Annotated in this window: 29 protein-coding genes and 1 pseudogene; 21 read left to right on the top strand and 9 right to left on the bottom strand. The window is 59.5% G+C overall.

Translation table 11 applies throughout. The features are described 5' to 3' along the window. Nucleotides 1–72 precede the first annotated feature (72 nt). A complete protein-coding gene (locus LDH74_RS20860; RefSeq protein ID WP_226040567.1) occupies nt 73–390 on the bottom strand; it encodes a hypothetical protein in 318 nt (105 codons plus the stop codon). A gap of 178 nt (nt 391–568) precedes the next feature. Here LDH74_RS20860 and LDH74_RS20855 point away from each other — a divergent pair, with 178 nt between their 5' ends. The 4 genes and pseudogenes from LDH74_RS20855 (at nt 569) to LDH74_RS20840 (ending at nt 4333) form a co-directional block, all read left to right on the top strand. After that, complete coding sequence (locus LDH74_RS20855; RefSeq protein WP_226040566.1) at nt 569–958, top strand: PPOX class F420-dependent oxidoreductase; 390 nt, start codon at nt 569–571, stop codon at nt 956–958. A 367-nt stretch (nt 959–1325) separates the two neighbouring features. Beyond that, nucleotides 1326–2480, top strand: a pseudogene (locus LDH74_RS20850) (right-handed parallel beta-helix repeat-containing protein); the annotation flags it as partial. Between the two features lie 2 nt (nt 2481–2482). Next, entirely contained in the window at nt 2483–2674 is a 192-nt protein-coding gene (locus LDH74_RS26680; protein ID WP_226042576.1) for an RICIN domain-containing protein, read from the top strand. 78 nt (nt 2675–2752) lie between these two features. Further along, nucleotides 2753–4333, top strand: coding sequence for an acetolactate synthase large subunit (locus tag LDH74_RS20840; RefSeq protein ID WP_226040565.1), 1581 nt, complete (start codon nt 2753–2755; stop codon nt 4331–4333). Nucleotides 4334–4347: 14 nt separating this feature from the next. On the opposite strand, the gene LDH74_RS20835 is transcribed toward LDH74_RS20840, so the two are convergent. Then, nucleotides 4348–4821 carry a PadR family transcriptional regulator gene (locus LDH74_RS20835; protein WP_226040564.1) on the bottom strand — a complete coding sequence of 158 codons (474 nt, stop codon included), beginning with the start codon at nt 4819–4821 and terminating at the stop codon, nt 4348–4350. 48 nt (nt 4822–4869) lie between these two features. On the opposite strand from LDH74_RS20835, the gene LDH74_RS20830 reads away from it, so the two are divergent. Further along, on the top strand, nt 4870–5706 hold the full coding sequence (locus tag LDH74_RS20830; RefSeq protein ID WP_226040563.1) for a formate/nitrite transporter family protein: 837 nt from the start codon (nt 4870–4872) through the stop codon (nt 5704–5706). 178 nt (nt 5707–5884) lie between these two features. Here the strand turns inward: LDH74_RS20830 and LDH74_RS20825 are convergent, their stop codons facing one another. Together LDH74_RS20825 and LDH74_RS20820 are read right to left on the bottom strand one after the other, a co-directional pair. Beyond that, a complete protein-coding gene (locus LDH74_RS20825) occupies nt 5885–6394 on the bottom strand; it encodes an HPP family protein (RefSeq protein ID WP_226040562.1) in 510 nt (169 codons plus the stop codon). A gap of 79 nt (nt 6395–6473) precedes the next feature. Then, on the bottom strand, nt 6474–6887 hold the full coding sequence (locus LDH74_RS20820; protein ID WP_226040561.1) for a universal stress protein: 414 nt from the start codon (nt 6885–6887) through the stop codon (nt 6474–6476). A gap of 169 nt (nt 6888–7056) precedes the next feature. Between LDH74_RS20820 and LDH74_RS20815 the strand changes: the two genes are divergently transcribed. The 4 genes from LDH74_RS20815 to LDH74_RS20800 all read left to right on the top strand — a co-directional run bounded on the left by LDH74_RS20815 (nt 7057) and on the right by LDH74_RS20800 (nt 9561). After that, the gene (locus tag LDH74_RS20815) at nt 7057–8124 is read left to right on the top strand and encodes a hypothetical protein (protein ID WP_226040560.1); all 1068 of its coding nucleotides are present in this window, start codon (nt 7057–7059) and stop codon (nt 8122–8124) included. 123 nt (nt 8125–8247) lie between these two features. Then, nucleotides 8248–8745: a hypothetical protein gene (locus tag LDH74_RS20810; protein WP_226040559.1), complete on the top strand. Its 498-nt coding sequence runs from the start codon at nt 8248–8250 to the stop codon at nt 8743–8745. A gap of 168 nt (nt 8746–8913) precedes the next feature. After that, a complete protein-coding gene (locus LDH74_RS20805; protein ID WP_226040558.1) occupies nt 8914–9198 on the top strand; it encodes a hypothetical protein in 285 nt (94 codons plus the stop codon). Nucleotides 9199–9405: 207 nt separating this feature from the next. Beyond that, nucleotides 9406–9561, top strand: coding sequence for a hypothetical protein (locus LDH74_RS20800; RefSeq protein ID WP_226040557.1), 156 nt, complete (start codon nt 9406–9408; stop codon nt 9559–9561). Nucleotides 9562–9846: 285 nt separating this feature from the next. Here the strand turns inward: LDH74_RS20800 and LDH74_RS20795 are convergent, their stop codons facing one another. Beyond that, nucleotides 9847–10911: a tyrosine-type recombinase/integrase gene (locus LDH74_RS20795; RefSeq protein ID WP_226040556.1), complete on the bottom strand. Its 1065-nt coding sequence runs from the start codon at nt 10909–10911 to the stop codon at nt 9847–9849. Nucleotides 10912–11568: 657 nt separating this feature from the next. On the opposite strand from LDH74_RS20795, the gene LDH74_RS20790 reads away from it, so the two are divergent. Further along, nucleotides 11569–11802: a MarR family transcriptional regulator gene (locus LDH74_RS20790; RefSeq protein WP_226040555.1), complete on the top strand. Its 234-nt coding sequence runs from the start codon at nt 11569–11571 to the stop codon at nt 11800–11802. 13 nt (nt 11803–11815) lie between these two features. Here LDH74_RS20790 and LDH74_RS20785 read toward each other — a convergent pair whose 3' ends face one another. Beyond that, complete coding sequence (locus LDH74_RS20785) at nt 11816–12649, bottom strand: hypothetical protein (protein WP_226040554.1); 834 nt, start codon at nt 12647–12649, stop codon at nt 11816–11818. Nucleotides 12650–12969: 320 nt separating this feature from the next. Between LDH74_RS20785 and LDH74_RS20780 the strand changes: the two genes are divergently transcribed. Further along, nucleotides 12970–13353, top strand: coding sequence for a type IV pilin N-terminal domain-containing protein (locus LDH74_RS20780; protein WP_226040553.1), 384 nt, complete (start codon nt 12970–12972; stop codon nt 13351–13353). 195 nt (nt 13354–13548) lie between these two features. Here LDH74_RS20780 and LDH74_RS20775 read toward each other — a convergent pair whose 3' ends face one another. After that, on the bottom strand, nt 13549–13734 hold the full coding sequence (locus LDH74_RS20775) for a hypothetical protein (RefSeq protein WP_226040552.1): 186 nt from the start codon (nt 13732–13734) through the stop codon (nt 13549–13551). 88 nt (nt 13735–13822) lie between these two features. Here LDH74_RS20775 and LDH74_RS20770 point away from each other — a divergent pair, with 88 nt between their 5' ends. The 9 genes from LDH74_RS20770 (at nt 13823) to LDH74_RS20735 (ending at nt 21027) form a co-directional block, all read left to right on the top strand. Continuing rightward, nucleotides 13823–14257, top strand: a complete 435-nt coding sequence (locus LDH74_RS20770) for a hypothetical protein (RefSeq protein ID WP_226040551.1) — start codon at nt 13823–13825, stop codon at nt 14255–14257. Nucleotides 14258–14273: 16 nt separating this feature from the next. Beyond that, complete coding sequence (locus tag LDH74_RS20765; RefSeq protein WP_226040550.1) at nt 14274–14810, top strand: hypothetical protein; 537 nt, start codon at nt 14274–14276, stop codon at nt 14808–14810. Nucleotides 14811–14822: 12 nt separating this feature from the next. Next, on the top strand, nt 14823–14948 hold the full coding sequence (locus LDH74_RS26505; protein WP_255680852.1) for a hypothetical protein: 126 nt from the start codon (nt 14823–14825) through the stop codon (nt 14946–14948). A gap of 50 nt (nt 14949–14998) precedes the next feature. Further along, nucleotides 14999–16960, top strand: a complete 1962-nt coding sequence (locus LDH74_RS20760; protein WP_226040549.1) for a hypothetical protein — start codon at nt 14999–15001, stop codon at nt 16958–16960. A 3-nt stretch (nt 16961–16963) separates the two neighbouring features. Beyond that, nucleotides 16964–17530 carry a hypothetical protein gene (locus LDH74_RS20755; protein ID WP_226040548.1) on the top strand — a complete coding sequence of 189 codons (567 nt, stop codon included), beginning with the start codon at nt 16964–16966 and terminating at the stop codon, nt 17528–17530. After that, nucleotides 17527–18327 (top strand): hypothetical protein, encoded by an 801-nt coding sequence (locus LDH74_RS20750; protein ID WP_226040547.1) that lies wholly within the window; start codon nt 17527–17529, stop codon nt 18325–18327. Before LDH74_RS20755 ends, LDH74_RS20750 begins: the two co-directional genes overlap by 4 nt. Beyond that, the gene (locus LDH74_RS20745; protein ID WP_226040546.1) at nt 18324–19490 is read left to right on the top strand and encodes a hypothetical protein; all 1167 of its coding nucleotides are present in this window, start codon (nt 18324–18326) and stop codon (nt 19488–19490) included. Before LDH74_RS20750 ends, LDH74_RS20745 begins: the two co-directional genes overlap by 4 nt. A gap of 162 nt (nt 19491–19652) precedes the next feature. Next, nucleotides 19653–20036, top strand: coding sequence for a hypothetical protein (locus tag LDH74_RS20740; RefSeq protein ID WP_226040545.1), 384 nt, complete (start codon nt 19653–19655; stop codon nt 20034–20036). Nucleotides 20037–20217: 181 nt separating this feature from the next. Next, the gene (locus LDH74_RS20735) at nt 20218–21027 is read left to right on the top strand and encodes a hypothetical protein (RefSeq protein WP_226040544.1); all 810 of its coding nucleotides are present in this window, start codon (nt 20218–20220) and stop codon (nt 21025–21027) included. Between the two features lie 89 nt (nt 21028–21116). Here LDH74_RS20735 and LDH74_RS20730 read toward each other — a convergent pair whose 3' ends face one another. Continuing rightward, nucleotides 21117–21371 (bottom strand): hypothetical protein, encoded by a 255-nt coding sequence (locus LDH74_RS20730; RefSeq protein WP_226040543.1) that lies wholly within the window; start codon nt 21369–21371, stop codon nt 21117–21119. 795 nt (nt 21372–22166) lie between these two features. On the opposite strand from LDH74_RS20730, the gene LDH74_RS20725 reads away from it, so the two are divergent. Next, nucleotides 22167–22388 (top strand): hypothetical protein, encoded by a 222-nt coding sequence (locus LDH74_RS20725; protein ID WP_226040542.1) that lies wholly within the window; start codon nt 22167–22169, stop codon nt 22386–22388. Between the two features lie 85 nt (nt 22389–22473). Here LDH74_RS20725 and LDH74_RS20720 read toward each other — a convergent pair whose 3' ends face one another. Then, complete coding sequence (locus tag LDH74_RS20720) at nt 22474–23781, bottom strand: cation:proton antiporter (protein WP_226040541.1); 1308 nt, start codon at nt 23779–23781, stop codon at nt 22474–22476. Nucleotides 23782–23787 lie beyond the last annotated feature (6 nt).

Below are 23787 nucleotides of genomic sequence, written 5' to 3'. Positions count from 1 at the left end.
GCGAGACCCGGTAACGGTTACGCCATCACGACGGGAGCGCGCAGCCGTGGTCGGACGGTGACGAGAGGCGGGTCAGTCGAAAATGCTGGTATTGTTCTCGCTATCGTTCCCGGTTTCGTTGGTCTCGTTGGTCATGTTTCCAGTCTCGTTTCCGGTCTCGTTCGTCGCGTTTTCGGTCTCGTTCGTCGCGTTTTCGGTCTCGTTCTCGCCGGCCGGTTCGTCTTCCACGTCCTGCCCGTTCCCGGTCCCCTCTTCGGTTTCGTTTTCTCCGTCACTCGTATTGTTGTCGTCGCCACCGGGGCCGCCACAGCCAGCGACGAGCGCAGTCGACGCCGCGACACCTGTTAGTTGTAGTACTCGTCGGCGAGTCGATCGCTGCTGATCGGTCATACAGGTGAGGACACTGTCGATATCCATAAGCCGTCAGCCGTCAGTTGCGTGGTCATTGACATCCCTTGGTACGTGTCGACTGCCAACCGTCTGAGATCGATTCCGTCAGACGAGGTGTTCGTTCGCTCGCGATCAATGTCGGCAACACATCCAAACCGAGAGCCGTTGAACGATACCCATGGCACCGATACCCGAGGAGTTCCACGACCTGTTCGAGACGGAAACGTTCGCCCACGTCGCGACGCTGACCGACGAGGGACTCCCCCACGTCACGCCGGTCTGGATCGACTACGACGCGGACGACAACCGGTTGCTGGTCAACACCGAACGCCACCGCCAGAAGGCGCGGAACGTGGAACACAACTCCGCGGTCGGCGTCAGCATGACCGACCCCGACGACCCCTACCGGTTCCTCTCGGTGATCGGCGAGGTCGACGAGATCACGACGGATGGGGCTCGAGAACACATCGACGAACTCGCACGGCGGTACACGGACAACGACGAGTATCAGACGCCGATCGAATCGGAGCGTATCATCCTGCGAATTCGACCGGACCGCGTCCTCTGACGCCACCAGCGCGGGTGCCGGCACGCGAGCGCGCTCCCGATCCGACGAGCGCCGCGTGGTGGTCGATAGCGCGTGTCCTCCGTTCGAGGGGGTTTAGCTTGTATCACAAATGAGTGTGAAATGATGGGTGGCCGCATCGACTTCGTTCGATCGTGTCACAACCAGATGCGGTACCCGCGACGGACGAGCGCGACGAATCGAACACGACCGACTATACCCGACGAGCCGCTCTAATGGCCCTCGGTGCGGGCGCAGTCGCCGGACTCGGCGCACCGTCAGCGCCAGCAGCCACGCCGCGACGGTCTGGTCGTCGGGCGGGACGTGGTACGCCGATGCTCACGGCTCGGGCGTGTACGCGGGCGGCGACATGCTCGACGCGATTCAGGCCGCCGTCGACGGGCTCACGCCGGGCCGAACGACGAAAGAGACGGTCGTCGTCGAAAACGGCGGGACGGTCGGCCCGACGAGCCAGGTCCACGCGGTCGACCTGCCCAGCTACACGACGCTCGACGTTCGCGGCCCGATCACCGTCGAGGACACCGGCGACGAACTCGTCGTTCCGATCCGCGCCCGGAGCGTCGAGGCAATCGAGATTCCCTCGATCACCGTAAACGGAAATCCGCGATACGGAATCTGGATCCAGAGCTGTACCGACGTGACCCTCGGCACCGTCGAGATGGCGCTTTACGAGACCAGCAGCATCGGTCTCGGCGTTCGAATCGACGACGGCGACGGGGGCCGCTCGAGCAACGTCTCGCTGGACTCGGCGGCCATCGAGGGCTGTGCCCACCACGCGGTCGAGACCTACGGCGTCGACGGGGTCGACATCGGCACCGTGACGACCGCGGACACCGGCGGCTGCGGCCTGCTCTTGAACGACACGACCGACGCGACCGTGGGGACGGTCGACGCGACCAACCCCGACCCCGGTGGCGGGTACGCCGGTTTCCGGGTCGCAAACGGCGGCGGCCAGAACGTCACCGTCCGGGAAGTCATCGTCCGCGGCGGTGCTCGCGGCGTCTTCGGCGTCTCCGGCAGCAGCGGCTTCACCGTCGAACACGTCGACATCGAGGGCACCACCAGCCAGGGGATCCTGCTCCAGAACTGCCAGAACGCCTCCATCAACGGCGTCATCGTCCGTAACAGCAATAACGAGGGCGTCCGCATCGACTCGCGCGATGACGGCTCCCACCCGGCCGCGGAGAACGTGACGGTCCAAAACCTGCGCGTGGTCGACGATCGAGCGAATCCACAACAGCGCTACGGGATCCGCGAGACCGGCCCCGGCACGGCCAACAACGCCATCCTGAACAACGACCTCAGGAGCGCCGGTACCGTCGCCGATCTCGAGGTCTCCGCCTCGAGCACGGAGACGCGCGGAAACGTGCTGACGGGCGAGGAATCGCCGGACGACGGCGCGTCCGGCGGCGTGGCCGACGGCCGATACGTCCTCGAGAACGTCAACAGCGGCAACGTCCTCGAAGTGGCCAACGCTTCGACGGCGGACGGTGCCAACGTCCAACAGTGGCCTGTCAACGGCAACCCGACACAGCACTGGGACGTACGGGACCGGGCAACGGCGAGTACGAGGTCATCAACGTCAACAGCGGCAAGCTCCTCGAAGTGGCTGACGCTTCGACGGCGGACGGCGCGAACGTCCAGCAGTGGTCCGCCAACGGCCATCCCACGCAGCGTTGGATCCTCTCGAGCGTCTAACGGCGCGAGTCGAGGCCGGCCGAGCAGCCCGAGTTCGACGGGGGACGATTAATGGCAAGCGGTGTGGACGGGTCGAGCATGCAAACCGCAGCCGACCTGCTCGTTCGCTGTCTCGAGTCCGAGGGCGTCGAGCGCGTCTTCGGCGTCCCGGGCGAGGAAATCGAGGACCTACTGTTCTCGCTGCGCGACTCGTCGATCCGGTTCGTTCCGACGCGTCACGAACAGGGCGCGGCGTTCATGGCCGACGTTCACGGCCGGCTGACCGGCGAGGCGGGCGTCTGCTGCTCGACGCTCGGCCCCGGCGCGACGAACCTCATGACCGGCGTCGCCGACGCTCAGTTGGACAAGAGCCCGGTCGTCGCGATCACCGGCCAGGGCGGCCGCGAGCGACTCCACAAGGAGAGCCATCAGGCGCTGGACGTGGTCGACGTCTTCGAGCCGATCGTCGCGTGGAACACCCAGATCGCCGAGCCCGAGATCGCACCGGAGTCGGTTCGCAAGGCGTTCAAACTCGCCGAGTACGAGAAGCCGGGCGCGACCCACCTCGAGTTCCCCGAGGACGTCGCCGCGTCCCCGGTGGACGGCGAGCCGATCGAAACGCGCGATCCGGTTCGGCGACCGGACCCGGACGACGAGTCGGCCGCGCGGGCGGCGCGGCTGATCGCCGAGGCCGAACGACCGATCCTGCTGGCGGGCAACGGCGCGGTTCGAACCCGCGCGTCGGAGCACATCCGCGCCATCGTCGACCGCATCGGAATTCCGGTCGTCGAGACGTACATGGGGAAGGGGGCGATCTCCGACCGCGAGCCGGCATCGCTGATGACGATCGATTCGGGACCCGGGAGCGAGGCCGCGCGGGCGATCGAGCGCGCGGACTGCGTCGTCGCGGTCGGCTACGACATCGCCGAGCACGACCCCCAGGGCTGGAATCCGGACCTCGAGAAGACCATCGTCCACGTCGACTACGAGCCCGCGGAGGTCTACCGCCACTACAACCCGGACGTGGAGATCGTCGCCGACGTGGGCGCGGCGCTCGAGGCGATCGACGGGCAACTCGAAGACGGGGCCTGTTCGCTGTGGTGTGGCGATCTGCACGATCGGTTGCTCGAGGCGGTGACGGAGCCGCCGGCCGAAGACGATCCGGTGACGGTGCGGAACGCCTTGCCCCTCCTGCGCGAGGCGATGGCCGACTCGGACGTGCTCGTCTCGGACGTGGGCAGCCACAAGATGGCGATCGCGCAGTCGTTCCCGACCTACGAGCCCAACACCTGCGTGATCTCGAACGGGCTGGCCAGCATGGGGATCGCCGTCCCGGGCGCGCTCGCGGCGGATCTGGCGGTCGAGGGGAACGTGGTCGCGGGCACCGGCGACGGCGGCTTCCTGATGAACGCGGCGGAGCTCGAGACGGCGAGTCGGCTGGACTGTAGCTTTACCACCGTCGTGTTCAACGACGACGATTACGGGCTGATCTCCGAGAAGCAGGAGGATCACCGGGGCGAGCACACCGGCACCGAGCTGACCAACCCCGACCTGGTGAAGTTCGCCGAGAGCTTCGGGCTCGAGGCCTACCGGCCCGAGGGATGGGACGAGATCGAGTCGGCGTTCGCGGAGGCCGTGCCGTCCGACGAGTTGTCGTTGATCGAGGTTCGGCTCGAGTGAGCGGCGAGCCCCGATTATCCGTCTCCGGTCCCGTCCCCGCGAACGGTCGCCGCGTCCGCGCCGGTGCGGGCCGCGCCGATCACGCAGCTATCGGCGACGCGTTCGGCGCGCTGGAGGAGGAGGAGCGCGCGCCCGGCGTCCGTGAGTCGGTACGCGGTCGCCCCGTCGGAGCCGTCGCGGTCGTCGAGGAGGCCGCGCCCGACGAGGACTCGTAGGTTCGGCTCGAGTCTGGTGCGGGTGACGGTGGGATACGTGTACCCGAGCGTGCACATGATCCCCAGTTCGTCGCACGGCCGGTCGTCGCGCTCGCGGCGAGCGACGGCCTCGAGACAGTCGCGCTGGAAGGCGGTGAGTTCGACCCAGGCGCGTCGGCCGTTCCGCGTGAGGTGACTCGGGATCGATGCGTCTGCTCGAGCGGGAATGTTTCGTGAAACTCGCGGTAAGAAATGGATTTGTTGGTTATTCTCGGGCTTCTCAGCTAACTCCATAAACACCCAACTTCAAGCCCGTCCCACTGAAATCAATTTAAACAGAAAATGGACATAGAGTCTGATGGGCCGGAGGGCGCTTCACTCTCGTATAGAAAGATCCTTGAACGGGAGATGGAAAGTGCACTCAAGGAGATCAATCGCCCTCCCAAAGGCGTGTTTCTCTCCGGCTTGTCGGCAGGGCTCAACCTGAGCTTCGGTGCCTTACTCATGGCGATGGCACTGACCTTTTCCGGGGGATTCGAATCGAAATTGGTACAGCAAGTCACGTTAGGCGGTGTGTCTTCGATCGCGTTCTTATTCGTCGTCCTCGGGCAAACGGAACTGTTCACCGCCCATTCAACGATGGCCATTCTACCGGTACTCGATGGCCGAGCGACAATCGGCGAACTATGTCGCGTCTGGAGCGTCACATTCGTCGCAAATCTCGTCGGCTGCGCGCTATTTGCTGGTCTAATCACTCTCGTTGGCCCACCATTGGGAATCATCAACGCAGACGCCTTCGGAACATTAGCGTCTGCATTGCTCCCATACTCGTGGTGGGTAATCTTCCTGAGTGGGATGATTGCTGGCTGGCTAATGGGGTTAGTGACGTGGCTGTCTGCGGCTAGCCGGGACACGGTCAGTCGAATTCTCTTCGTAATTATCATCACAGCGGTCATCGGCTCCGGACCCTTCCATCACAGCATTCTCGGAACGACGGAAGTCCTCTCCGCGATATTCCTAGGACAGGATGTCACTCTCGGTGACTACAGCCACTTTCTCCTCTGGACGACGTCCGGCAACATCGTAGGCGGAGCCGTCTTTGTCGGGCTACTCAACTATGGACATGTAGCGCTAGCCGGTGAGAAACAGGATGTTGAATTCGAAGCAACAGAAGAGTGACCCCAACTATCGCTCTGTATTCAACAGGCCCATCTTGACGGCATCCAGAGAGGCGAAGTCCTGCACCGATAACTGTACTATCTGTACTGAACACGGGTTTCACAAACCACTCTAAATCCAGAAACCGAATTACCAACTACTGTTAGGGAATCGGAGACGAAAACGGGAGGACAGCGGGCTACGACCGAAGCCTCTGCTCATAGCGCGCGCCGGCGCGTTCGGTCGCCAGCAGGAGCTGGTGGGCGACGATGAGCACGCCAACGGTGAGGACGATCAGCGCCCCCTCGAGCGGACTCGAGAGCAGGCCCAGCGAGACGATCAGCGTCGTCGCACAGGCCGGCGGGTGGCGGGTGTCGGTCGCGAGCATCCCGCCCGCGGTCAGCGTCGTTGCGACGACGCCACTTGCGCCGAGCGCGAGAGCCTCGAGCGATCCGGGCTCGGCCGCGGCCGTGATCGAGGTCGTGACGCCGAGCGAGTGATAGGCCAGCAGGCCGGCGGCGACGCCGATGGCGTGGCCGCCGATCACCCGCCGCGGCGCAGTCGCGTCGCTGTCCTGAAACAGAGCGAGCACGAACGCCGAGGGCCCGAGACTCGGGAACAGCATCGGCAAACCGGAGAGCCACGCCATCAGTGCCGTCGTCGAGATGAGAAGGCCGGTGTGGAGTGTCGTCCCCAACTGATCGTCCATAGTAGACATCGAGGGCTCGAGGCCAAAATATCGATGATTCGGCGTGCCGGGCGACGCGGCCGAAATCGGGCACCGTCGCCTACGGGACGATCGTTACCGGCACCGTCGCCCGGCGGGTGACTGCCTCCGCGACGCTGCCCAACAGCATCCGGGAGACGCCGGATCGACCCTCGCTGCCCATCACGATCTGATCGATGTCGTTGGCGTCGGCGTACTCAAGGATCGCGTCCGCCGACGTGCCCTCGATGACGACCGTCCCGACGGACCGGTCGTGCTTGGCAGCGGTTTCGCTCACGTCGGCGAAGAAGTCGGGCTTGTCAGCGTCATCCCCGTCGCTCGTCACCTGCGCGCGGCCGGCGTAGGCCGCCTCGAGGTCGTCGACCGCGTGGACGACGGTCACCTCGGCCGAAAATACCGCCAGCGTGTACTCGAGGGCCGCTCGCGCCGGCTCGGAGTCGTCCATCGGAACGAGTACGTGATCGGGACTGTCCATACTAGACCCTACGACCGAGGGGGCCTTCAGTCGTCGCCCGGAACCTCCGTTGGCGTTCCGACTCCTTCCCGGTCCTCGATCGGTCGGTCTGCCTCGTCGGTACGCGGTGATCCCGGAGCGAGCAGCGGCCGCGCTCACACTTTTCCGCCGCTGTATTGATGTCGATACCATGACCACGGACGCGAACGCGACCGATCCCGACGAGGGCGAACGGATCGACGCGGTGGTAAGCCGGAGCGACCTCGTCCACGAACGGCTCCGCGAGTCGCCGGTCAAACGGTGGTTCCTGCTCGACGGGAACCGATACGTCATCACCGCGCTGTTCTCGCTGATCGTCTTCACCGCGTGTGCGAGCATCGGCGTCGCCGGGTACATCCCGGTCACCGATCCCGCCACCGCGACTACACTTGTCGCGGCGATCGTCGGCGGGACCCTTCCGTTCATCACGATCGTGCTCGCGATCAACCAGCTGGTGCTCTCCCAGGAATTGGGCTGGCCCGGCGACCTCTCCGACAGGTTCGATCAGATGGCGACCTACCGGCGGAAGGTCGAATCGCTAACGGAGACGCCGGTCAGTCCGGCGGCCCCCGCTGACTTCCTCCAGCTACTCGTCGACACCGTCATTGATCGAACCGGGCGACTAGACCCGGCCGCCGGTCGGCTGGCTGATCCGGACCGTGCCGTTGTCAGGGAGTTCGTCGAAGCGGTCGAGTCCGAGGGCGAACTCGTCTCGGCGTCGCTCGAGGGGGCGGACTTCGGGACCTTCGACACGCTGTCGGCGGTGCTCGGCCACTTCAACGGAGCGCACCTGTACGCGGCCCGGAAGATCCGTGCACACTACGCCGACGACCTCTCGGCCGACAACCTCGAAACTCTCGACTCGCTCGTCGAGTTGCTCGGGCAGCTCGCGATCGCTCGCCAGACGTTCAAGACGCTGTACATGCAGTACGAACTCGCGCACCTCTCGAAGGTGCTGCTGGTCGTCGGCTTCCCGACGCTGCTAGGGGGTGGGATTTTCATGATGACGTATCCGACGATTATCGAGACTGCCGGGACACCGTCGATGCTCGTCCTCATCGTCAGCGGCGTCGTCACCTTCGTCTTCCTCCCGTTTACCGTCCTGGTGGTCTACACGTTCCGAATAGCCTCAATCGCGTCACGAACCGCCGACTTCGGCCCGTTCGTACCGCGCGTCGACTTTGAGGAGGCGGTGGCCCTCAGGGACGACGAGGAATGACAAATTGAGCCGCTCTCTCGCTTGTCGACCGGTGTGTTCAAATCTCAAGAGGATGAAAATAGATAGCAGTAAGACTGATTGCTTCTCCGCTACCTGTTTACCTGTACTGATCGGCAACTACGCATGCGTACTGGTCGCGAATCATCCTATTTGGATCGCCACTTTTCTTCTGTTCGGGTTCGCCGGATTCATTTCGCTCTCCGTCTCGGAACGGGCGGTCTGATTTCTCAACGGGACGATCAACGGTCTCCTCACGCTCATTCCTATCGCCTTGGTCTCAATCAGATCGTTCTCTCGCAGGAATTGGGCTCGCTCGATGATCTGTACGACCGCACGAAGGGAACGTTCGATGTCCATCAGCAAATCGGGGACACCACGAACGTCTCCGTGAGTTCGCCACAGGCGTCGGAATTTTTCCTTCAATTATCAAACGCCATCAATAACCGAGCGGTGGAGCTCGAAGCGGCGAGTGAGAATGTCACCGACGAACAACTGCAAGAGGAGATCAGTGACTACGCCGAAACGCTCACTGAACAGATCGACGACATCAGCGCTGATCTCGAAGACCTCGGTTTCGAGCTGACCGATACACTGATCGTACTGCTTGATTATCACGATTGATGGCAACTCCACACGGCGCGTCGTCTCGATGCCACGTACCAGAATGAGCTTTCGGAGACCGCAATCGAGGCGCTCGACGAATTAGAGGACCTCTTCTTGGAGCTCGACGCCGCGCGCGATTATATCAAATCGTTGTGGATACAGCGAGAACTCGCAGAGCTGTCGCGAATGATGCTGTACACCGGACTTCCGGCGGTCATCGTCACCGCACTCGGCATCTTTATAGCCCCAGAAATACCCGGTTTCACGATTGCACGCCCGATCATTGTCGTCCTCCTCAGCGCGACCGTCGCTGTCTCGCTCGTACCGATTTCGGTCCTTCTCGCGTACGTCGTTCGTATTGCGCTCATCGCCCAGCGAACGGCAGCGTTCGGCCCCTTCATCCCGGAAGACGAACAGCAGCGGATCAGCGGTCAGGTCACGACGGAATCACAGAAATCGGACGGGTACTGATCGTGAGGTGTGGACAGCGGGCACTGGAGCACTCCCTCTTTTTGTCATGGATAGAAATAATTCGATAGTCTAGTCCGGTCGCACTCGTCGAACTCGACGAGACGGGCCATCGCGAACCACCGTCCTCGCGATCAGTGCCCGTCTGTAGTGACTGAAAACCGAGATTGCCAGCCAGAGGCTTTTGCCTGTCAGACCACTGGGGGAGATATGAGCACCCAACCACCAGTCGAATGTCCCCTCTGTCACAAAGACCTCCCTGAGAACCAGAACGTCGACGAGCATTTGATCGAAGATCATTCGAAGGAAGAACTGGCTGAATTCGTCGTCTCGGAACCGAACGCCTCGAGTGGAGATATCTCTTAAGTCAGGTCACGGACTGGACAGTCTCGGTGGGAAGATGCTGTATGCAGTGGATCGGCGCAGATATCGAAGGTTGGAGTAGTAGAGGCCGGCGCAGATTCGAATCAGGGAGGAGCTTTGCTCCGACCGTGGTTCGAATCTGCTTGGGTCCATTTCCCCGCACCGCAATACGAGGAACGGAGTGACGAGTCTGCGGTGCGGGAGAAAGTGGGCCGGCGCAGTTTTGAACTAACGTAATTGATAGTACTCTCGCTATGCTCTCGCTGTCGATGACTCTCGGTTAGTGTGTCAGTTGTCATGATCGTCAGAATCTAACTTCTCGATGTGGTTCCGACGCCGCTCGAGGTTCTCCCGGTAGCGACGCCAGCGCTGTTCCTCCGTCGCCCAATCGTAGTGATCATAGATCACGTCCTGAGTAGCGTTCACCCGGTCCGCGACGACCTCCGGAGGAATGCCGCGGTTCAACTGCCAAGTGATACTACCCGCTCGGATCTTGTGCGGTGACCGACTCGAGGGGCACTTACTCGCGTGGGCGTACTCCGTCCATTTGCACCGCTCACGAACCTTCTGGTGCGGGCAAGATACCCGAAGACACGGTTGCGTCGCGAGGTACGACCAAACGCGAATCGTATTCGTTCCAGGCCGTCCTCGAGCACTGGCGAGGAGAGGTTGGCGACCGTGATCATCGCGGGTATCGTACCGGTAGTCGTCGATGTACTCACAGAGAATATCGCTCACAGCCGGTGGAACCGCCACCGGCCGCTCCCCTTTCAGTTTGTTCTTCAACGGCGTATCAGTCTCCGGTCGGTGATGAAACTCGACGAAGTTCTCGTCGAGATCGACATCACGGGCATCGAGCGCTCGAAGGCCACCCTGTCGAGCGCCCGTATACCACGCGAGTTCGAGGAACGCATGCGCACGGGTTGCGCGGTGTTTCTCGGATACACGGAAGTACTGGAGCTGGGGCAACGCTTCTTCCGCAGGGAACGTTACGTCGTCCGTCCGATCTTCTTTGTCGAGATCGGGGATTCGAACCGACTTAGCCAGTCCCCGATCGACAGCGTCCAACTGCTCCAGGTACTCGACAAACTTCTTCAGGGTCCACATCTCTCCCTCAAGAGTTGCAGGTGCGATTTTCGAACTCCGGAGTTCGAAGTATTCGTCGAGATCGTAGCCCTGGAGTTGCTCGACGCGTTCGATTCCGATTCCTTCCGCCCACTCAACGAACAACTTCAGCCGGTACTTCCACGCAGTTACGCTCGAGTCCGTCGAGTCGGATCGGCGGCGGCGAAGATATCGCTCAACGGCCTTCCGCGGTGGAAGCTGACCCGGATCTCGAGACCTCCCCGTCATCGATTCAATCCGATGCTCGGTGTCTCGAGTGTATCGCTGTTGTTACAGTATCCGGTACTCTTACCGTGGTAGCGTGCCAGTTTGGTCATGGTCTCACTGTTGTGGGACCGCGGACTCACCGTGCGCGCCACTGTGTAGGACCGGGGGCGCGCGCGGCTGCTGTCCATCGGTCGATTATACCGATTGAACCCGACTCCCTTAGTCGTCGGAGTGCGGTTTCCGATAGTTCCGAAAATAATCGCTTTCGGTGACTGACTCGCTTCCGTGAGTGTTGAACGGCGGTTCTCCGTGATTCCGATAGTTCCGATATCGGAACTCGAGGCGGCCGTGGGCTGTGGGCCGTGGGCCGATCGATGCGGTCTATCGGGGGCTTTATCCCCCGTTGCGTTGCGCGAATACATGCTTCCGTAGCTGGTTTACGGTAGCCAGCGGGCCGGTGCCCCTAACACCGGGTCCGCGTTTCTGACGAGGACCCGACCGGGCAGCGGCGGGTCCGTCTGGCTTCCGTTGGCGACACCGAAACATCCCACTTACTTATACTTAACCGACCGTTCGTTAATCTACAGTGAACCGAATGTTGATGCCGAGGAATCCAATCAGTATTGATAAAATGCCGGTATGGGACGTGACTGTATGCGAAGACCGAGGGTATCGTGGATGACGCAAGCCGATGACCGCATCCTCGAGACTCTCGCGGACACCGATCTGATTCTTTCCCCTCGCGTCCTCGAGGCGAATATCGACTATTCGCGGCACTATCTGAGTACTCGGCTCGGGAAGCTGCGCGACGCCGGCCTCGTCGATCGCGTCGACGAGGGGCTGTACCAGATCACCGACCGTGGGCGCGCGTATCTCGAGGGTGAGCTCGAGGCCGAAGAGTTGGAGAAATAGCGTCCGAAACCGCTCACTCCGCTTCGTCGGGCGAGAGACGGTGTTCGGGCAGGTGACCGAGCGAGCGAGTTGCAGCCGCCGAGATCGTTACCGACTTCTCACCGGCCGTGACGGGTTCGCCGGCAACTGATTGAATCAACGCTGCCAGCTCCTCGCGGTAGGACTGTGAACGTTCTTCGATAATCTGCATTGACTCGCTCGACGGGTCCGTATACGCACGGTTCGCCAGATAGCAGTAGACGAACGTCTCACGGACATCTATGGGCGCATCCTCGAGATACCACGGAAGTGCAAAATCCTCGAGTTCCGATTTCTTCCCGATCGGTGTGCCGAGTACGTGGAGTACCCGACCGAGGATTGCGCCGTCCTCGCCGGGTCGGACAACTGGACCGCGTATCTCGTCGGCATCCTCGTGAACCGTGTGACCGACGCCCGCGAGCTCGAGCACATCGATACAATGTGAGTTGAAGCCGCGCTCGTTCAGCGCGAACAGCGGTTGCCAGTTCTCGCTATTGATCGAACCGCCCGAATACACGTTCGCGACGAGCGCGTTGAGCGCAGTAAACTGGTCGTCCTCGTAGGTGATGTCGATCCACCCGCGCTCGTGGGCTGTCCGAAGGCCGGCCACGACATTCGGGGTGCGCTCGTAGTCGATCCACGAGCGGACGCGACCGAGCGGGATCTCGAGTCGGTTCGAAATCGCCGTGTATCCCGCATCGGGATGATCGATCCGGTAGGCAGCGACTCGTCGATACTGTTGAACCGCTGTCCATGCATCGTCGTAGGCCCCGCCGTCGTAGGTGCGCGCGAAGTCGGCCTCGGTGACGAGCGTCCCGTCAGGTGGCATACCCACACCGTTCGCTCGAGCCGACAAATTCGTATCGTTTCAGCAGGAAATTATAAAACCGCAAGACAGCTTAGCTTCAAGGACCCGCTGGAACCGAGATAGCGCCCACTAATTATCAGTTCTGAAAGCGTTATCAATGGAACTGAACTTCACTATCCCTTAAGTATATATGGACCCGGTTGACTGCTTGCTATTAGGCATCGGACGACGGCGGCTCGAGAAAGCAAGGTGAGGTGGTTCCAATCCCCCTAACTGCGATCCTCGGTTCCACGAGGAGTTAGATAAGACTTCTCACCGTTCACGGCCGGTGCGTGATTCAAATGATAGATGGAAAATCAGTGCGGCAGAAGCTAATCGGATCGGACGATGAACGTGCAGTGAGCCCTGTTATCGGGGTCATTCTCATGGTAGCAATCACCGTGATTCTCGCGGCCGTGATCGCCGCGTTTGTTCTCGACATGGGGCAGGGACAGAGCCAGAACCCGCAGGCCGGTTTCCAAATGAACGAGCAGAACAACAGTTCGACGGATGTCAAAATCGTCAGCATCGACCGACTCGATTCCGTTGAATATCAGTGTGACGGTGGTAGTAGCGCTGGGCCGTTTAACGACCCGTCTGTTGGTCAGACAGAGACAGTGAGTTGTGCTCAAGACAATATCACCATCATCGGCACCTACGACGGATCCGAGACGGTGATGAACTAACGCAGACGGTTAAGAGTCGTCTCTTTCGGTTTTATTTTTAGCGGTTGGAATTCCGATACGGAACTGTTGGTTAGAGCTAACTCGATAGTTGCTCAAAGTTGTTGGCTTCCCCAAGCAACTGGGCGATCGCTTTCCTCGCTTCCCGCTCGAGTTCCCGGCGTTGTTCTCGCCTGACCTCCTCGAGTAGACCAGCACTCACGCGTCGATCCCCTCGACGAGTTCGACCGTCCATTCACCGTCACCGATGTGGCGGATGTGGAGGTGGTGTTCTCCCTCGAGGTCGCCGTGTTCGTCGAGTAGCCCCTCGACGCGGAGATCGTCTTTCGGCAGGGTGATCCCGAGCGAGTTCTGGTCCAAGCGTCTGAGTTTGTTCAGCGCCATGCAGCGGGCGGCAACCCGCCTTGGTATAAAGTTTGTTGGACCTTGGTTTTCCTGACCTTTTCGACAGGAGGGAATGACGACCGGTCGTATGGCTCTTAGCCTACCATCAAACGCAGTACCGAACGCGGTACGGCGTGAAGACGGCATAGACCTGATTGACAGCGTGCTCGCGCCGCTGTTCGTGCTCGCGACGATCTCCGTCGCCGCGGTCGGAACGTTCTCGCTGAGCGCGCCATTCAATACCGGGTTCGGCGGCGTACTGTACAGTTCACAGGGAACAGAAGTCACCTACGGATTCATCATCTCGATGATGACCGTGATCGTCGCGTGGGTCACGAACGGCCAGACGAGCATCGAGGACTACACCGACATGGAGACAGTCACGCTCCTGCTGATGTTCATCCTGAACATCCTCTCGGCACTCGTGCCGGCTGTTTCTCACGCCGTCGGCTCGATGTGGCCGCTCGGCTGGTTCATGGTGTTCCTGAACGGCGCGGGATTCTACCTGATTGCCTACAAGTAAACCGGAGGTTCAGTACATGACAAACGATTTTTCGACGGTTCAGCGTCTCGGGTTCGTGCTGTTAGTCGCGGCGATCGCGACTGTCGGGCTCGCGGCGATCGGCGGCGCACAGACGGCCGACTACGAGATAAACGAGACAATGGAACTCACGAACGAAACTGAGCCCATCACCGTCTCTGTCGAGTGGAACGAGACGATAAACGACCCGGCCAACACGTCGGCCACCGTCACGTTCTACAACGAGACCGAATACGCGAACGACTCGGCGAACGCGACGGTCGCGCTCCAGGACACGATCGCGGCGAACGCGAGCAACACGAGCGAGGTCGAGTACAACCAGAGTGACGCTGGCCTCGAGCTCGACGGCGAGTACCGAGTCGTCGTCACCGGGAACGCCTCGGCGATCGACAGCGCGAGCATCGAGGACAGTTCCGGGTTCCTCGGCGGCGTCTTCACGGGCGGCGGGCTCGAGGGGAGCGGCGGGATGCTCGCCGGGCTCGCCGTACTCGCGTTGGCCGTGATCGGCGCGGCCGTGGTAATGATGCGGGACTAACGAGACGAAACTATGAATTCCAAGATTTTCGACCGTTCGGATGCTGAGTTGTACAGATTCGCCGTTCTCGGGTACTGTCTCGGGGCCTCGGCGCTGACCGTCGTGCTCGCGGCGATCTCAGCGGCGGGGGTGATCTGATGTTGGCCCAAAGCCCATGGCCCACCGATTCGGACGGGGGCGGCCCTTCGATGACTCGCCGCTCGCTGTTCAAACGAACTGCCACTGCTGGCGCAACTGTCGCCATCACTGTCGGTGGCGTCGAACGCTTCGTCCCGGCGTACTCGCCGCTCGGAAGGGCACAAGCACTCAGCAAATCCGGCGCGTTCCTCATCGGCGTCTCTGGTATCGCCGGACTGCTCGTCGGCGCTGGCTACATGCTCGGTAGTGGCGACGGCTCGGCCGACGCGATCAACGAGGCTCGAGCGAACGAACTCCACGACCGGATCTGGCTCGACGGCAACGAGATGCAGATGACCCAGACGCCGATGCTCGAGTCGCTATCGGGCGACGTGACGATGCTGCGCCAGATCTGCCGGTCTGACGCGGCATTCGCACTGATGAACGCGGCCAGTGACTCGAAGTCGGAAGCCGACGCGACTGCCGACGGAAAAGCTGCTGTCGAGGACGCTGTCGCGAAGGTCGAGGCCAACTTCTTCGACGCGTGGACATCGCAACTCACCAAACTCGGCAACCGTGCTAGTCTCGTCAACAACGAAGACCCACTGAATCGCCTTGACGTATTCCAGTGGATCGGCTCGTCCGTACAACCGAATTACTTCGAGACGTTAGACCCTGACCATGCGGATACGGGCTATAGCACTGCAACCGCGACGCTGGTCAATGGACAAACACACAGTGTGGATGTTGTCACTGGCGAGTATTCCGAGACGGGCGACCTGAACGCCCAACACCTGCTCATCCCGTGGTCTGATTCAACCTCTGCAAGCAATCTGAGCAAGACTCAGGACTACGGATCGCACTACGCGATCTGGTCGGACGATGGCCAGAGCTGGACGAACGGCCTGTCCCCGCATTGGGGCGTCAACATCCTCGATCGCCAGTCTGGCGATACGGTGCCGGCTCTTGACGCCACCGACTGGTGGCAGATCCATAACGATCTCGTCACCCTGCTCGAGGAGGAAAAGACCAATGTCGAGACGATGGTCTCGACCTTCTACCAAGAGGCGCTGAATGGCGAACTCGACTTGCACGAGATGGCGTCGGCGTCTGCGATCCTCGAAGCCGCGGACACGCTCGACAACTGGAAACAGGCGGCCGGAGCCTACCGCGCGATGGTCATGCCGGAAGCCGAAGACCCGGCCGTGATCGAACTCGAGAATGGCGTACAACTCGAGGGGCTACTGTTCTGGTCCGACCCTGACCCGGACAACGGTCTTCCGGTCGGCGATTTGACGAACCCGGACAATACGATCGGCCGGATCTACATGGCCGCAGAAATCCGCTCTGTGCCGGAAACACCCGAATCGGAAACCTACGACGTGACCGTTACCGTTGTCGACGACGACACCGACGCGACCGCGCTCGAGGGAATCTCGATCACCGTCAAGGGCACCGACGCAACCGCCACGACCGACGCGAACGGAGAGTCGACGCTCTCGCTCCCCGAGGGACCGAGAACGCTCTACCTCTCCGGTACGGACTCGGGCGGCACGTCCCACGAAACCGGCCAAACACTCGAGATCTCGAGCGAGAACACGAGCGCCGAGATCGTTCACGACGGCGGCGACCGAACGTCTGTCCAAGCTGACCCGTTCGCGGACGAGACGCTGACCCAAGAGAACGTCGGCGACGTGGTGATGCCGTACCTGACTGATCCGTTCACGCTTCTCGGTATCGACGGCCGACCGGACGCCACGAATCTGATGTTCGAGGAGCCCACTCGGGTCGAACCGGATGACGACTTCCAGACGCAAGTCGATAACTCGAAACGAGCGGCTGAGCAAGAAGAGGAAACCCGCACTGAGACGACGAAAATCGTCATCGAGGAAACGGGCGACGGTCCCGGCCCGATCTTCGGCGGCGACTTCCTCGAGGGCGGCGGTGGGTTGCTCGGGCTCGGCATCATCGGGGTCGTGATCCTCGCTGTGATCGGTATCGTGACCGACGCTATTCCGGGGCTGGGGAACTGACCGATGAGACGTCTTTTCATTTTTGCTACGGTCGTAGCGCTGGCGCTCGCGATGGGCATGGGCGTTGGGCCAGCCGTCGCACAGAGCAACGAGACCGCGGCGAACCAGACCGACGGCGAGCAGGTCGCACAGGCCGACGGGGACCGCGTTCGGATCATCGACAACGAGACGCGAGTCGTCGATTGGAGTTACGAGCCCGGCCGGTTCACCCTCGAGATCGAGGCCGACGAGCCGACCACGATCAGTATCACCGAGTCGGGGGCGTTCGAGAAAGGCGCAAAGAGCTTCAACTACGCCGAGAAGGAGTTAGACGAGGGAACGCAGACGGTCACGTTCATGGTCTCGCCGCGGCAGGGGCAGAAGGGCGCGGCCGTCGCGATCGCCACCCAGAAGTCGCTCGAGGCGGGCGGCGGCGCGATCGTTTCGACCGGGATGGTTCAGCAAAACCCGTTTCGTCACTTCGGCGGTGAGACGGGGCTGTTCTCCGGCGTTCTCATCTCTGTCGGTTGTGCGGGAATCGGCGCGTGGTACGTCGTTCGCTCCGAAGAAAGCGGGGTGGTCGAGGCATGAGCGACACGAGCGGCACCTTCGGGAACTGGAAGGACCGACTCACCTACGTCGTCGCCGAGGCGCAGTTACTCGTGTTCGCAGTGCTGTTCTCGCTCGGCGTTGCGATCCTCTGGATTCGGCCGTCTGTGCCGGGTATCCCGCCGATATTCTTCGGTTGGTTCGCGGCGCTGATCCTATTGGGACCGCCGCTGATTGCGATCTTCGTCACCGGAGCCCGGAAGCTCCGCGACCGGCGAATGACGACGGTCTACCACATCAACGGCGTCGATGACGTGAGAAAGAAATACTACGTCGAGCCGGAGTTGTGGAGTCAGAAGACCGTCGAGGGGCCGTCTCCATACGTGTGCAACGACGGCGATGCCTTCGAAGTCCGCGAGTTCACCCACCACGAGGATATCGGCGAGTTGGTCGTTCGAGGCTGCTATATGTCGCAGATGGCCGACTCGAAACTCGTCACGACGAAGACCATGCTCGAGGACATCCACGGCGATCTCGTCGAGGCGTTTCTCGAGTTGAACCAGCTGCGCGGACGAATCAGCAAGATGGGGCTGCAGATCCAAGGCGACGTGATCAACGAGGAGGCTGAGGCTGACGAGCGCGGATTGATGAACCCGCGGACGGCCATCAAAGATCGGTTCGAATCGGCCAAGGAAGACGCCGCTGCGTCGGACGATGACGAGATCCAAGACGTGAGTCAGTACGTCGACGAGTACACCGAGGGACACGGACCGAGAACGCCCGTCAGAGCGGAGGAATCGACCACAGAACAGGCAGCAACCGACGGAGGTGAACCATGAGCGACGAGCAAGACAACTACACAGTCGGCGGCTTTCGCGAGTATCAGGATGGCAATCTCGAGCGCGACCCCGAAGAAGTCCTTCGGCATTCGGGGTTCGTTCGTGACGAGCAAGTGGACCGACAGCTAGCGATGCGAGCTGTTCATCATGACCCCGATCGGTGGGACACGAAGCCTGCGAAGGATTACATGGCGGTCGGTAAGAATCGGAAAATCCTGCAGGCTGAAGGGAGCGAGACGGCCCGTCAGGCGCTCGAGAACGGCGACACGCTCACACTCAAACACTACATCGGCGATCCGTCTCAGGAGGCCGACCTCGCCGGTATCAAAGCCGTCACGCGTCTGCAGGAGATCGTCGCCGGGCCCGCGCCTGTTATCGTCCTACTCGGCGAAATGGGAGACGGGAAGACCGATTTCTCTGGGCTGTTGGGCCAACTCCGTGAGCGGTGGGTCGACGGGAATCTTCTCGTCGGCTCGAATATCCGCACGCTCGAGCGAACGAATCGATGGGTCCGTGATGACGGATCGGTCGAAGACGGCTGGATTCCGAACTATCCGCTGCTCGAGGAATGGGTCAGTCAAGACGGTGATCCCGTCGAGAACCCGCAGCAGCCGAAGCTATTCATCGGCGACGAGTTCTCGACGAACGCCAGCGGAACCGGCGAAGACGGCCATAAGGTGCGGAAACTGATGGGGCCGCTCGTGTTCAAGATCCGCAAGTACGGCGGCGCGCTCATCTATATCGGTCACGACGAGAGTTCGATCCATCCGATGCTCTGGCGCGTCGGCACAATCATCAAAAAGACGTCGCAGAAATCCGCAGTCGTCGCCGATCGGGTCTCGAACGGCAGTCTCGTCGACGTAGATCCGCGGCCGCTCGAGGGCATCCCGCCGACCGACTGGTCTTTCAACACGAACGACGAGGCCGACTGGAGCTGGTCCGCGCCTGGAGGCGACGAGAAAGACGAGGCGATCGCCGAGAAAGACGTGAAACGAGTCGCCGCCTGGACGATGGAAATCTGCCGTCGGCAGGGAATGTCGTCGCGTGCAACCGCCGAATTCGTCCCATACAGCCACGCTACCGTCTCAAATTGGTGGGAGGATATCGACGAAGGCGGCGAAAAGGCAGAATGGGTTTCCACAGTTGAGCAGGTGATCGCATGACTGCGCCGGGGTGTCAAGCTGTAAAGCGTAACTGGCCCCCCTTTAGAGTAGCCCATAGCCCACCGTGCTCGCTCCCTACCGGGAGCGAAGCGAGCGATGGGCGTACGGCTCGAGGCCAGCGGAGGAGTATATATATATCGGCGCGCGACGCGCGTGGTCCGCGTGAACCGCTCGAAGCGGGCGAACCACTTTGGGACCGCCGTCGAGAAACGAATGGCGGAGAAGCGTCGCTTCGATCTCGAGCGGGCCAGCTGGCACGACGCGAGATTCGGGAACGGAACGCCCGTCGAGATTAAGTCGACGATGCACGAGCATTCCGATGGCCAGCCCGGGAACTGGAAGGTCTACCGCGAGTACCACGAGAAACTCCGGCGTCACGACGGCTGGTATTGTTTCGTCGTCTACCGGCCACATGGGTGCTCTGGCTGTACGGTTCTATGTGATAAGATGGTCCGCTCGAGCGATCTCCCGCTGCTCCGGTGGCACGGTGGTGGCGATCACCGCGGAACCGAACAAGCGAAGATCTCGATTGATCTGATTTTCTAATTTTGGCTAAACATTCAAATCATCCACCTATTTCCGGACCCATGATTTGGGGATGAAGTCCATTTTTCAATTAAATCTCATACAAGATCCGTACTACCTAACCCTTACACCCTAAAGGGAAGGTCATACAGAACAACCTTCTTATTGTATCAGTTATTGAATCTTCATATCAGAATTTGAAATGACTCCTATAGAGCTAAACTATCCTGAAGAAAAGATCTCTGATGAGGATTATGATGAGTTCGTTCAGGAATACAATGAGATAGACTTAGAAAAACTGCATGAATATAAGAACAGGGAGGAATATCATAGGATTCTGTTTAAGTTATCTTTAGTTGGAACTATTTTAGCGGTAGCTCTTGGTTTCCTGCTATTAAATCAGGATGTGATAGAAAATCCTACACTTGTGTTTGTGGGCACAATGATTTTTATCATGTCTTTCCAGACCATTGATAAAGTGCCACTTATTTTAAATACGATGGCCTCAATCTCCGAGCGAGATATATTTCTCTATCATATATCGAATTCAATAGTAGAATATAGAAATGATGAAATAAGCAATTGCCGTGACGAGTTGAATGAAGCAACTAAATATAGCGGATGCTCCATAAATTGGTTACCAACACAGTATCTCACATTGGTTGGGAATTTTTGTTTCAAAGTGGGGAATTCGGAGAAATATAAAACGGCAATTGAGGGATATTTTCTGAAGATCACCGGTGGCGTTATTTACTATTGGAAATTGAAAGATGAAAGTCGGCTAAATGCGAATGTGGAGGGAATACCCGTCACACTAACAGATAAGAAATCACCAACCACTCAGTTTTTCATAGATATCGTCAATATAACTAGGTCTATACTGATTAATAGAATTTCTTTCGTTATTATTTCACTCATCGGCGGAGTGCTAGTATATTATTCAACTGGAGAGATTACACTTGGAACGAGTGCTATAGCTATACTCTTAACTGTATATACTGTTTTCCGATAATCGAATTCTGATATTGAATTTTACCGTTCTAAATGTGGCGGCGATCACCGTGAGACCAAACAGGCGAAGATCGCGATCAACTCTGTTTTCTAATCGGTGTCGACGACGATCTCGGATTCGACTTCGAACGTTACCGCTCTCGTCGAGAGCGTCTCGGCGATCTCCCGGCGCTGCTTGAGCGTGAGGTCGTCGCGCTCGAGGACCTGGCGTGACGCCTGGACGAACTTCGGTACGTCGTCGCAAGCGCTCACCACCGCTTTCGTCTTGTTGCAGTCGTAGAAGTCAGCTGCGCGTTCGATCGCGTCACGTCGGTACGCATAGTCACCGTCGGTTCTAATTCGCATACTCGTACACACGACCCCCGAAATCCTAGTTTTTTCGGGTCACTGGACGGTCCATTTCGGCCCAAAATCAGCGGAACGTGTCGGTCATCCAGAGAAGAACGCGGTCTCGAGCGGCCGAACGACTCGAGATATGCACACGAGGGTTCGCGTCTCGTGTGCATATTCGGGGAACAGGATTTGCCGACGTGCAACCCCAGAGGGTAGTAGAGAAACAGTGATTCATCATCTTCTATTCATTCAGTAGTTGGTTGAACGCCCCGATTACTACATGCGCTTACTGTACGCTTACTATCGCTTACAGATTGTGTTAATACCTCTCGTGCCGCAGGTGCTTTATGGAATGTCACCGGTGTAGAGGCCCGAATGGCAAACGTATAGAAATTAATTACCACAGTAATGCCACAGTTATTGCGTATATGTGCAGAGAATGTTCTAAGAAAGCCAAACGCGATACCTTGGTGAGAGAACTCGTTCCTTCCTCAAGCCAGTAACCGGCTATCGTCTCACACGAACTTGCGAACAATCCAGATGCGAAACGGCAGCAAAGATCTATTTAAGTCACAAAAGTTGTTATTCAGTTCGATATGAGACCAAGATTCGAAGGCAGTCGTCATTTGTGCACCTGAATACGTTTCCAAGAGACGACAAACTATCTTCATACTGCATCAATCTTTCACACCTTGAACATTTCTGCCCAGATACCATCCCATAATTATCCATGTAGGCATCTACAATCTCAACAGCAAAACTATACAGGGTAGCAACGAAGTTCCAAATACAGGGAGTACAGAACTAATGGAAGACGTTGAATCTATTGAAGTCCACCCATTTGGTGATGGGTTAATAGTGGAAATCATCGGTGTTGATGAGAAGGAAGACATCGAGATAGAATCTGTTGAGTTCGATATCAGTGAGGATGGTAGTGAGGTAAGCGTACGTGGGGATCTACCTTCAGAATATAAAGAAGACGTCAAAACGGCGCTTTCCAGGGAGGGGTATTCGTTGGTAGATACCTAAGGCCGTCATCTGCTACATGGTTCTCTGTACTTACTGCTAACTCGGGATCGTCGTTCGACTTTTATTGATCGGTCGGCCGTGTAGTTCAGCTGCGGACCCGTTCGAATAGCGAGATGGCGATGGGTTCAATCTGGTTCGAGTACTGCATGAGCGACGTGCCGAGAATACTCATCACGAGGACGTAGCCGACGGTAAAGGCGTAGATCGTCTGAACCGTCTCCGCTGCCATGCCGCTGCCGGCTCCGGAGAGGGCGAGGCTCGCGATGATCAGCGAGAACTCGCCGCGGGTGGTCATTCCGAATCCGACCCGTAGCGATCGGCGGTCGTTGAGGCCGTATATCCGTCCACCGAGGTAGCCGCTCACGATCTTCGTCGGCGTCGTCACGATCACGGCGGCGACGATCATCCCGAGAATCGAGAGCGTGAACAGTCCTGGATCGGTGACGAGTCCGATCCAGAAGAAGAAGATTGCTGCGAACGCGTCTCGCAGCGGCTCGAGCAACTGCTCTAGGTCGTGGACGTGATCGGTCGAAGAGAAGGCCATCCCGACGAAGAAGGCGGCGACGGCCTCGCTGACACCCAGTGCGAGCGCGATCCCGGCGACGAGGATCGTGACGCCGAGTGCACGGACGACGATGAACTCGTTGGTGTCGGCGTCGAGAAATCGCTCGAAGAAGCCGGTCCCGAAGGTGACGAGTCCGAGCAACGCGAGGATGAACCCGACTGCGATCCCGATCTGTCCCGCGGCTTCCCCAATGTCACCGCTGCCCAAGACCAGTGCGGACGCGATAGCCAGGTAGACGGCGATGAACAGGTCCTCGTAGACGAGCGTGCCGAGCATCGGTTCGGATTCGTCGTTGGCGATCCAGCCCAGATCGATCAGTGACTTCGTGATAATCGCACTCGAAGAGATGTAGACGATTCCCGCTGTAAGGAAAGCTGCGAGGAAGCCGCCGAAAACGAGATAGCCGAAGACCAGCCCGATCCCGAAGTTGATGACGAGATCGATAGACCCCGCTTTGCCAATCCGGCCTTTACTCGCGATCAACCGGTTCAAATTGAACTCGAGACCGAGGAAGAACAGGAGGAGGACGATCCCGATCTCTGCGCCGACGACGATGAAGTCGGTTTCGCCTAGTGCGAGTCCACCGACCGCGCCTATGAGATTGACGCCCCCGACCGTCACCTCGGGAACGGTAACGGCGACCCCACCGATCCCGATCTCGCTGCCGGCGAGTGCGGGGAGTTCGCCCAGTACGTTTGATCCCAGCAAGACGCCGACGATGATATAAAAGGGAATGACCGACTGATCGATTCGACTCGAGAGGACGCCGGCGAGAGCAACTGCGGCGAAGAGAATGCCGACATCGACGAGCGCCGTTTCGGTCGCCACTAGTGC

It is taken from the genome of Natrinema sp. DC36 (genome assembly GCF_020405225.1).
Classification (GTDB): domain Archaea; phylum Halobacteriota; class Halobacteria; order Halobacteriales; family Natrialbaceae; genus Natrinema.
Note: the sequence above shows the minus strand (reverse complement) of the source record. Positions and strands in the feature narration are given on the sequence as shown.

What these genes read in the sequence shown, in the direction of transcription:
- LDH74_RS20860 (WP_226040567.1), bottom strand. Translation starts at nt 390, where the DNA reads ATGACCGATCAGCAGCGATCGACTCGCCGACGAGTACTACAACTAACA.
- LDH74_RS20855 (WP_226040566.1), top strand. Translation starts at nt 569, where the DNA reads ATGGCACCGATACCCGAGGAGTTCCACGACCTGTTCGAGACGGAAACG.
- LDH74_RS20840 (WP_226040565.1), top strand. Translation starts at nt 2,753, where the DNA reads ATGCAAACCGCAGCCGACCTGCTCGTTCGCTGTCTCGAGTCCGAGGGC.
- LDH74_RS20835 (WP_226040564.1), bottom strand. Translation starts at nt 4,821, where the DNA reads ATGGAGTTAGCTGAGAAGCCCGAGAATAACCAACAAATCCATTTCTTA.
- LDH74_RS20830 (WP_226040563.1), top strand. Translation starts at nt 4,870, where the DNA reads ATGGACATAGAGTCTGATGGGCCGGAGGGCGCTTCACTCTCGTATAGA.
- LDH74_RS20825 (WP_226040562.1), bottom strand. Translation starts at nt 6,394, where the DNA reads ATGGACGATCAGTTGGGGACGACACTCCACACCGGCCTTCTCATCTCG.
- LDH74_RS20820 (WP_226040561.1), bottom strand. Translation starts at nt 6,887, where the DNA reads ATGGACAGTCCCGATCACGTACTCGTTCCGATGGACGACTCCGAGCCG.
- LDH74_RS20815 (WP_226040560.1), top strand. Translation starts at nt 7,057, where the DNA reads ATGACCACGGACGCGAACGCGACCGATCCCGACGAGGGCGAACGGATC.
- LDH74_RS20810 (WP_226040559.1), top strand. Translation starts at nt 8,248, where the DNA reads ATGCGTACTGGTCGCGAATCATCCTATTTGGATCGCCACTTTTCTTCT.
- LDH74_RS20805 (WP_226040558.1), top strand. Translation starts at nt 8,914, where the DNA reads ATGATGCTGTACACCGGACTTCCGGCGGTCATCGTCACCGCACTCGGC.
- LDH74_RS20800 (WP_226040557.1), top strand. Translation starts at nt 9,406, where the DNA reads ATGAGCACCCAACCACCAGTCGAATGTCCCCTCTGTCACAAAGACCTC.
- LDH74_RS20795 (WP_226040556.1), bottom strand. Translation starts at nt 10,911, where the DNA reads ATGACGGGGAGGTCTCGAGATCCGGGTCAGCTTCCACCGCGGAAGGCC.
- LDH74_RS20790 (WP_226040555.1), top strand. Translation starts at nt 11,569, where the DNA reads ATGACGCAAGCCGATGACCGCATCCTCGAGACTCTCGCGGACACCGAT.
- LDH74_RS20785 (WP_226040554.1), bottom strand. Translation starts at nt 12,649, where the DNA reads ATGCCACCTGACGGGACGCTCGTCACCGAGGCCGACTTCGCGCGCACC.
- LDH74_RS20780 (WP_226040553.1), top strand. Translation starts at nt 12,970, where the DNA reads ATGATAGATGGAAAATCAGTGCGGCAGAAGCTAATCGGATCGGACGAT.
- LDH74_RS20775 (WP_226040552.1), bottom strand. Translation starts at nt 13,734, where the DNA reads ATGGCGCTGAACAAACTCAGACGCTTGGACCAGAACTCGCTCGGGATC.
- LDH74_RS20770 (WP_226040551.1), top strand. Translation starts at nt 13,823, where the DNA reads ATGGCTCTTAGCCTACCATCAAACGCAGTACCGAACGCGGTACGGCGT.
- LDH74_RS20765 (WP_226040550.1), top strand. Translation starts at nt 14,274, where the DNA reads ATGACAAACGATTTTTCGACGGTTCAGCGTCTCGGGTTCGTGCTGTTA.
- LDH74_RS26505 (WP_255680852.1), top strand. Translation starts at nt 14,823, where the DNA reads ATGAATTCCAAGATTTTCGACCGTTCGGATGCTGAGTTGTACAGATTC.
- LDH74_RS20760 (WP_226040549.1), top strand. Translation starts at nt 14,999, where the DNA reads ATGACTCGCCGCTCGCTGTTCAAACGAACTGCCACTGCTGGCGCAACT.
- LDH74_RS20755 (WP_226040548.1), top strand. Translation starts at nt 16,964, where the DNA reads ATGAGACGTCTTTTCATTTTTGCTACGGTCGTAGCGCTGGCGCTCGCG.
- LDH74_RS20750 (WP_226040547.1), top strand. Translation starts at nt 17,527, where the DNA reads ATGAGCGACACGAGCGGCACCTTCGGGAACTGGAAGGACCGACTCACC.
- LDH74_RS20745 (WP_226040546.1), top strand. Translation starts at nt 18,324, where the DNA reads ATGAGCGACGAGCAAGACAACTACACAGTCGGCGGCTTTCGCGAGTAT.
- LDH74_RS20735 (WP_226040544.1), top strand. Translation starts at nt 20,218, where the DNA reads ATGACTCCTATAGAGCTAAACTATCCTGAAGAAAAGATCTCTGATGAG.
- LDH74_RS20730 (WP_226040543.1), bottom strand. Translation starts at nt 21,371, where the DNA reads ATGCGAATTAGAACCGACGGTGACTATGCGTACCGACGTGACGCGATC.
- LDH74_RS20725 (WP_226040542.1), top strand. Translation starts at nt 22,167, where the DNA reads ATGGAAGACGTTGAATCTATTGAAGTCCACCCATTTGGTGATGGGTTA.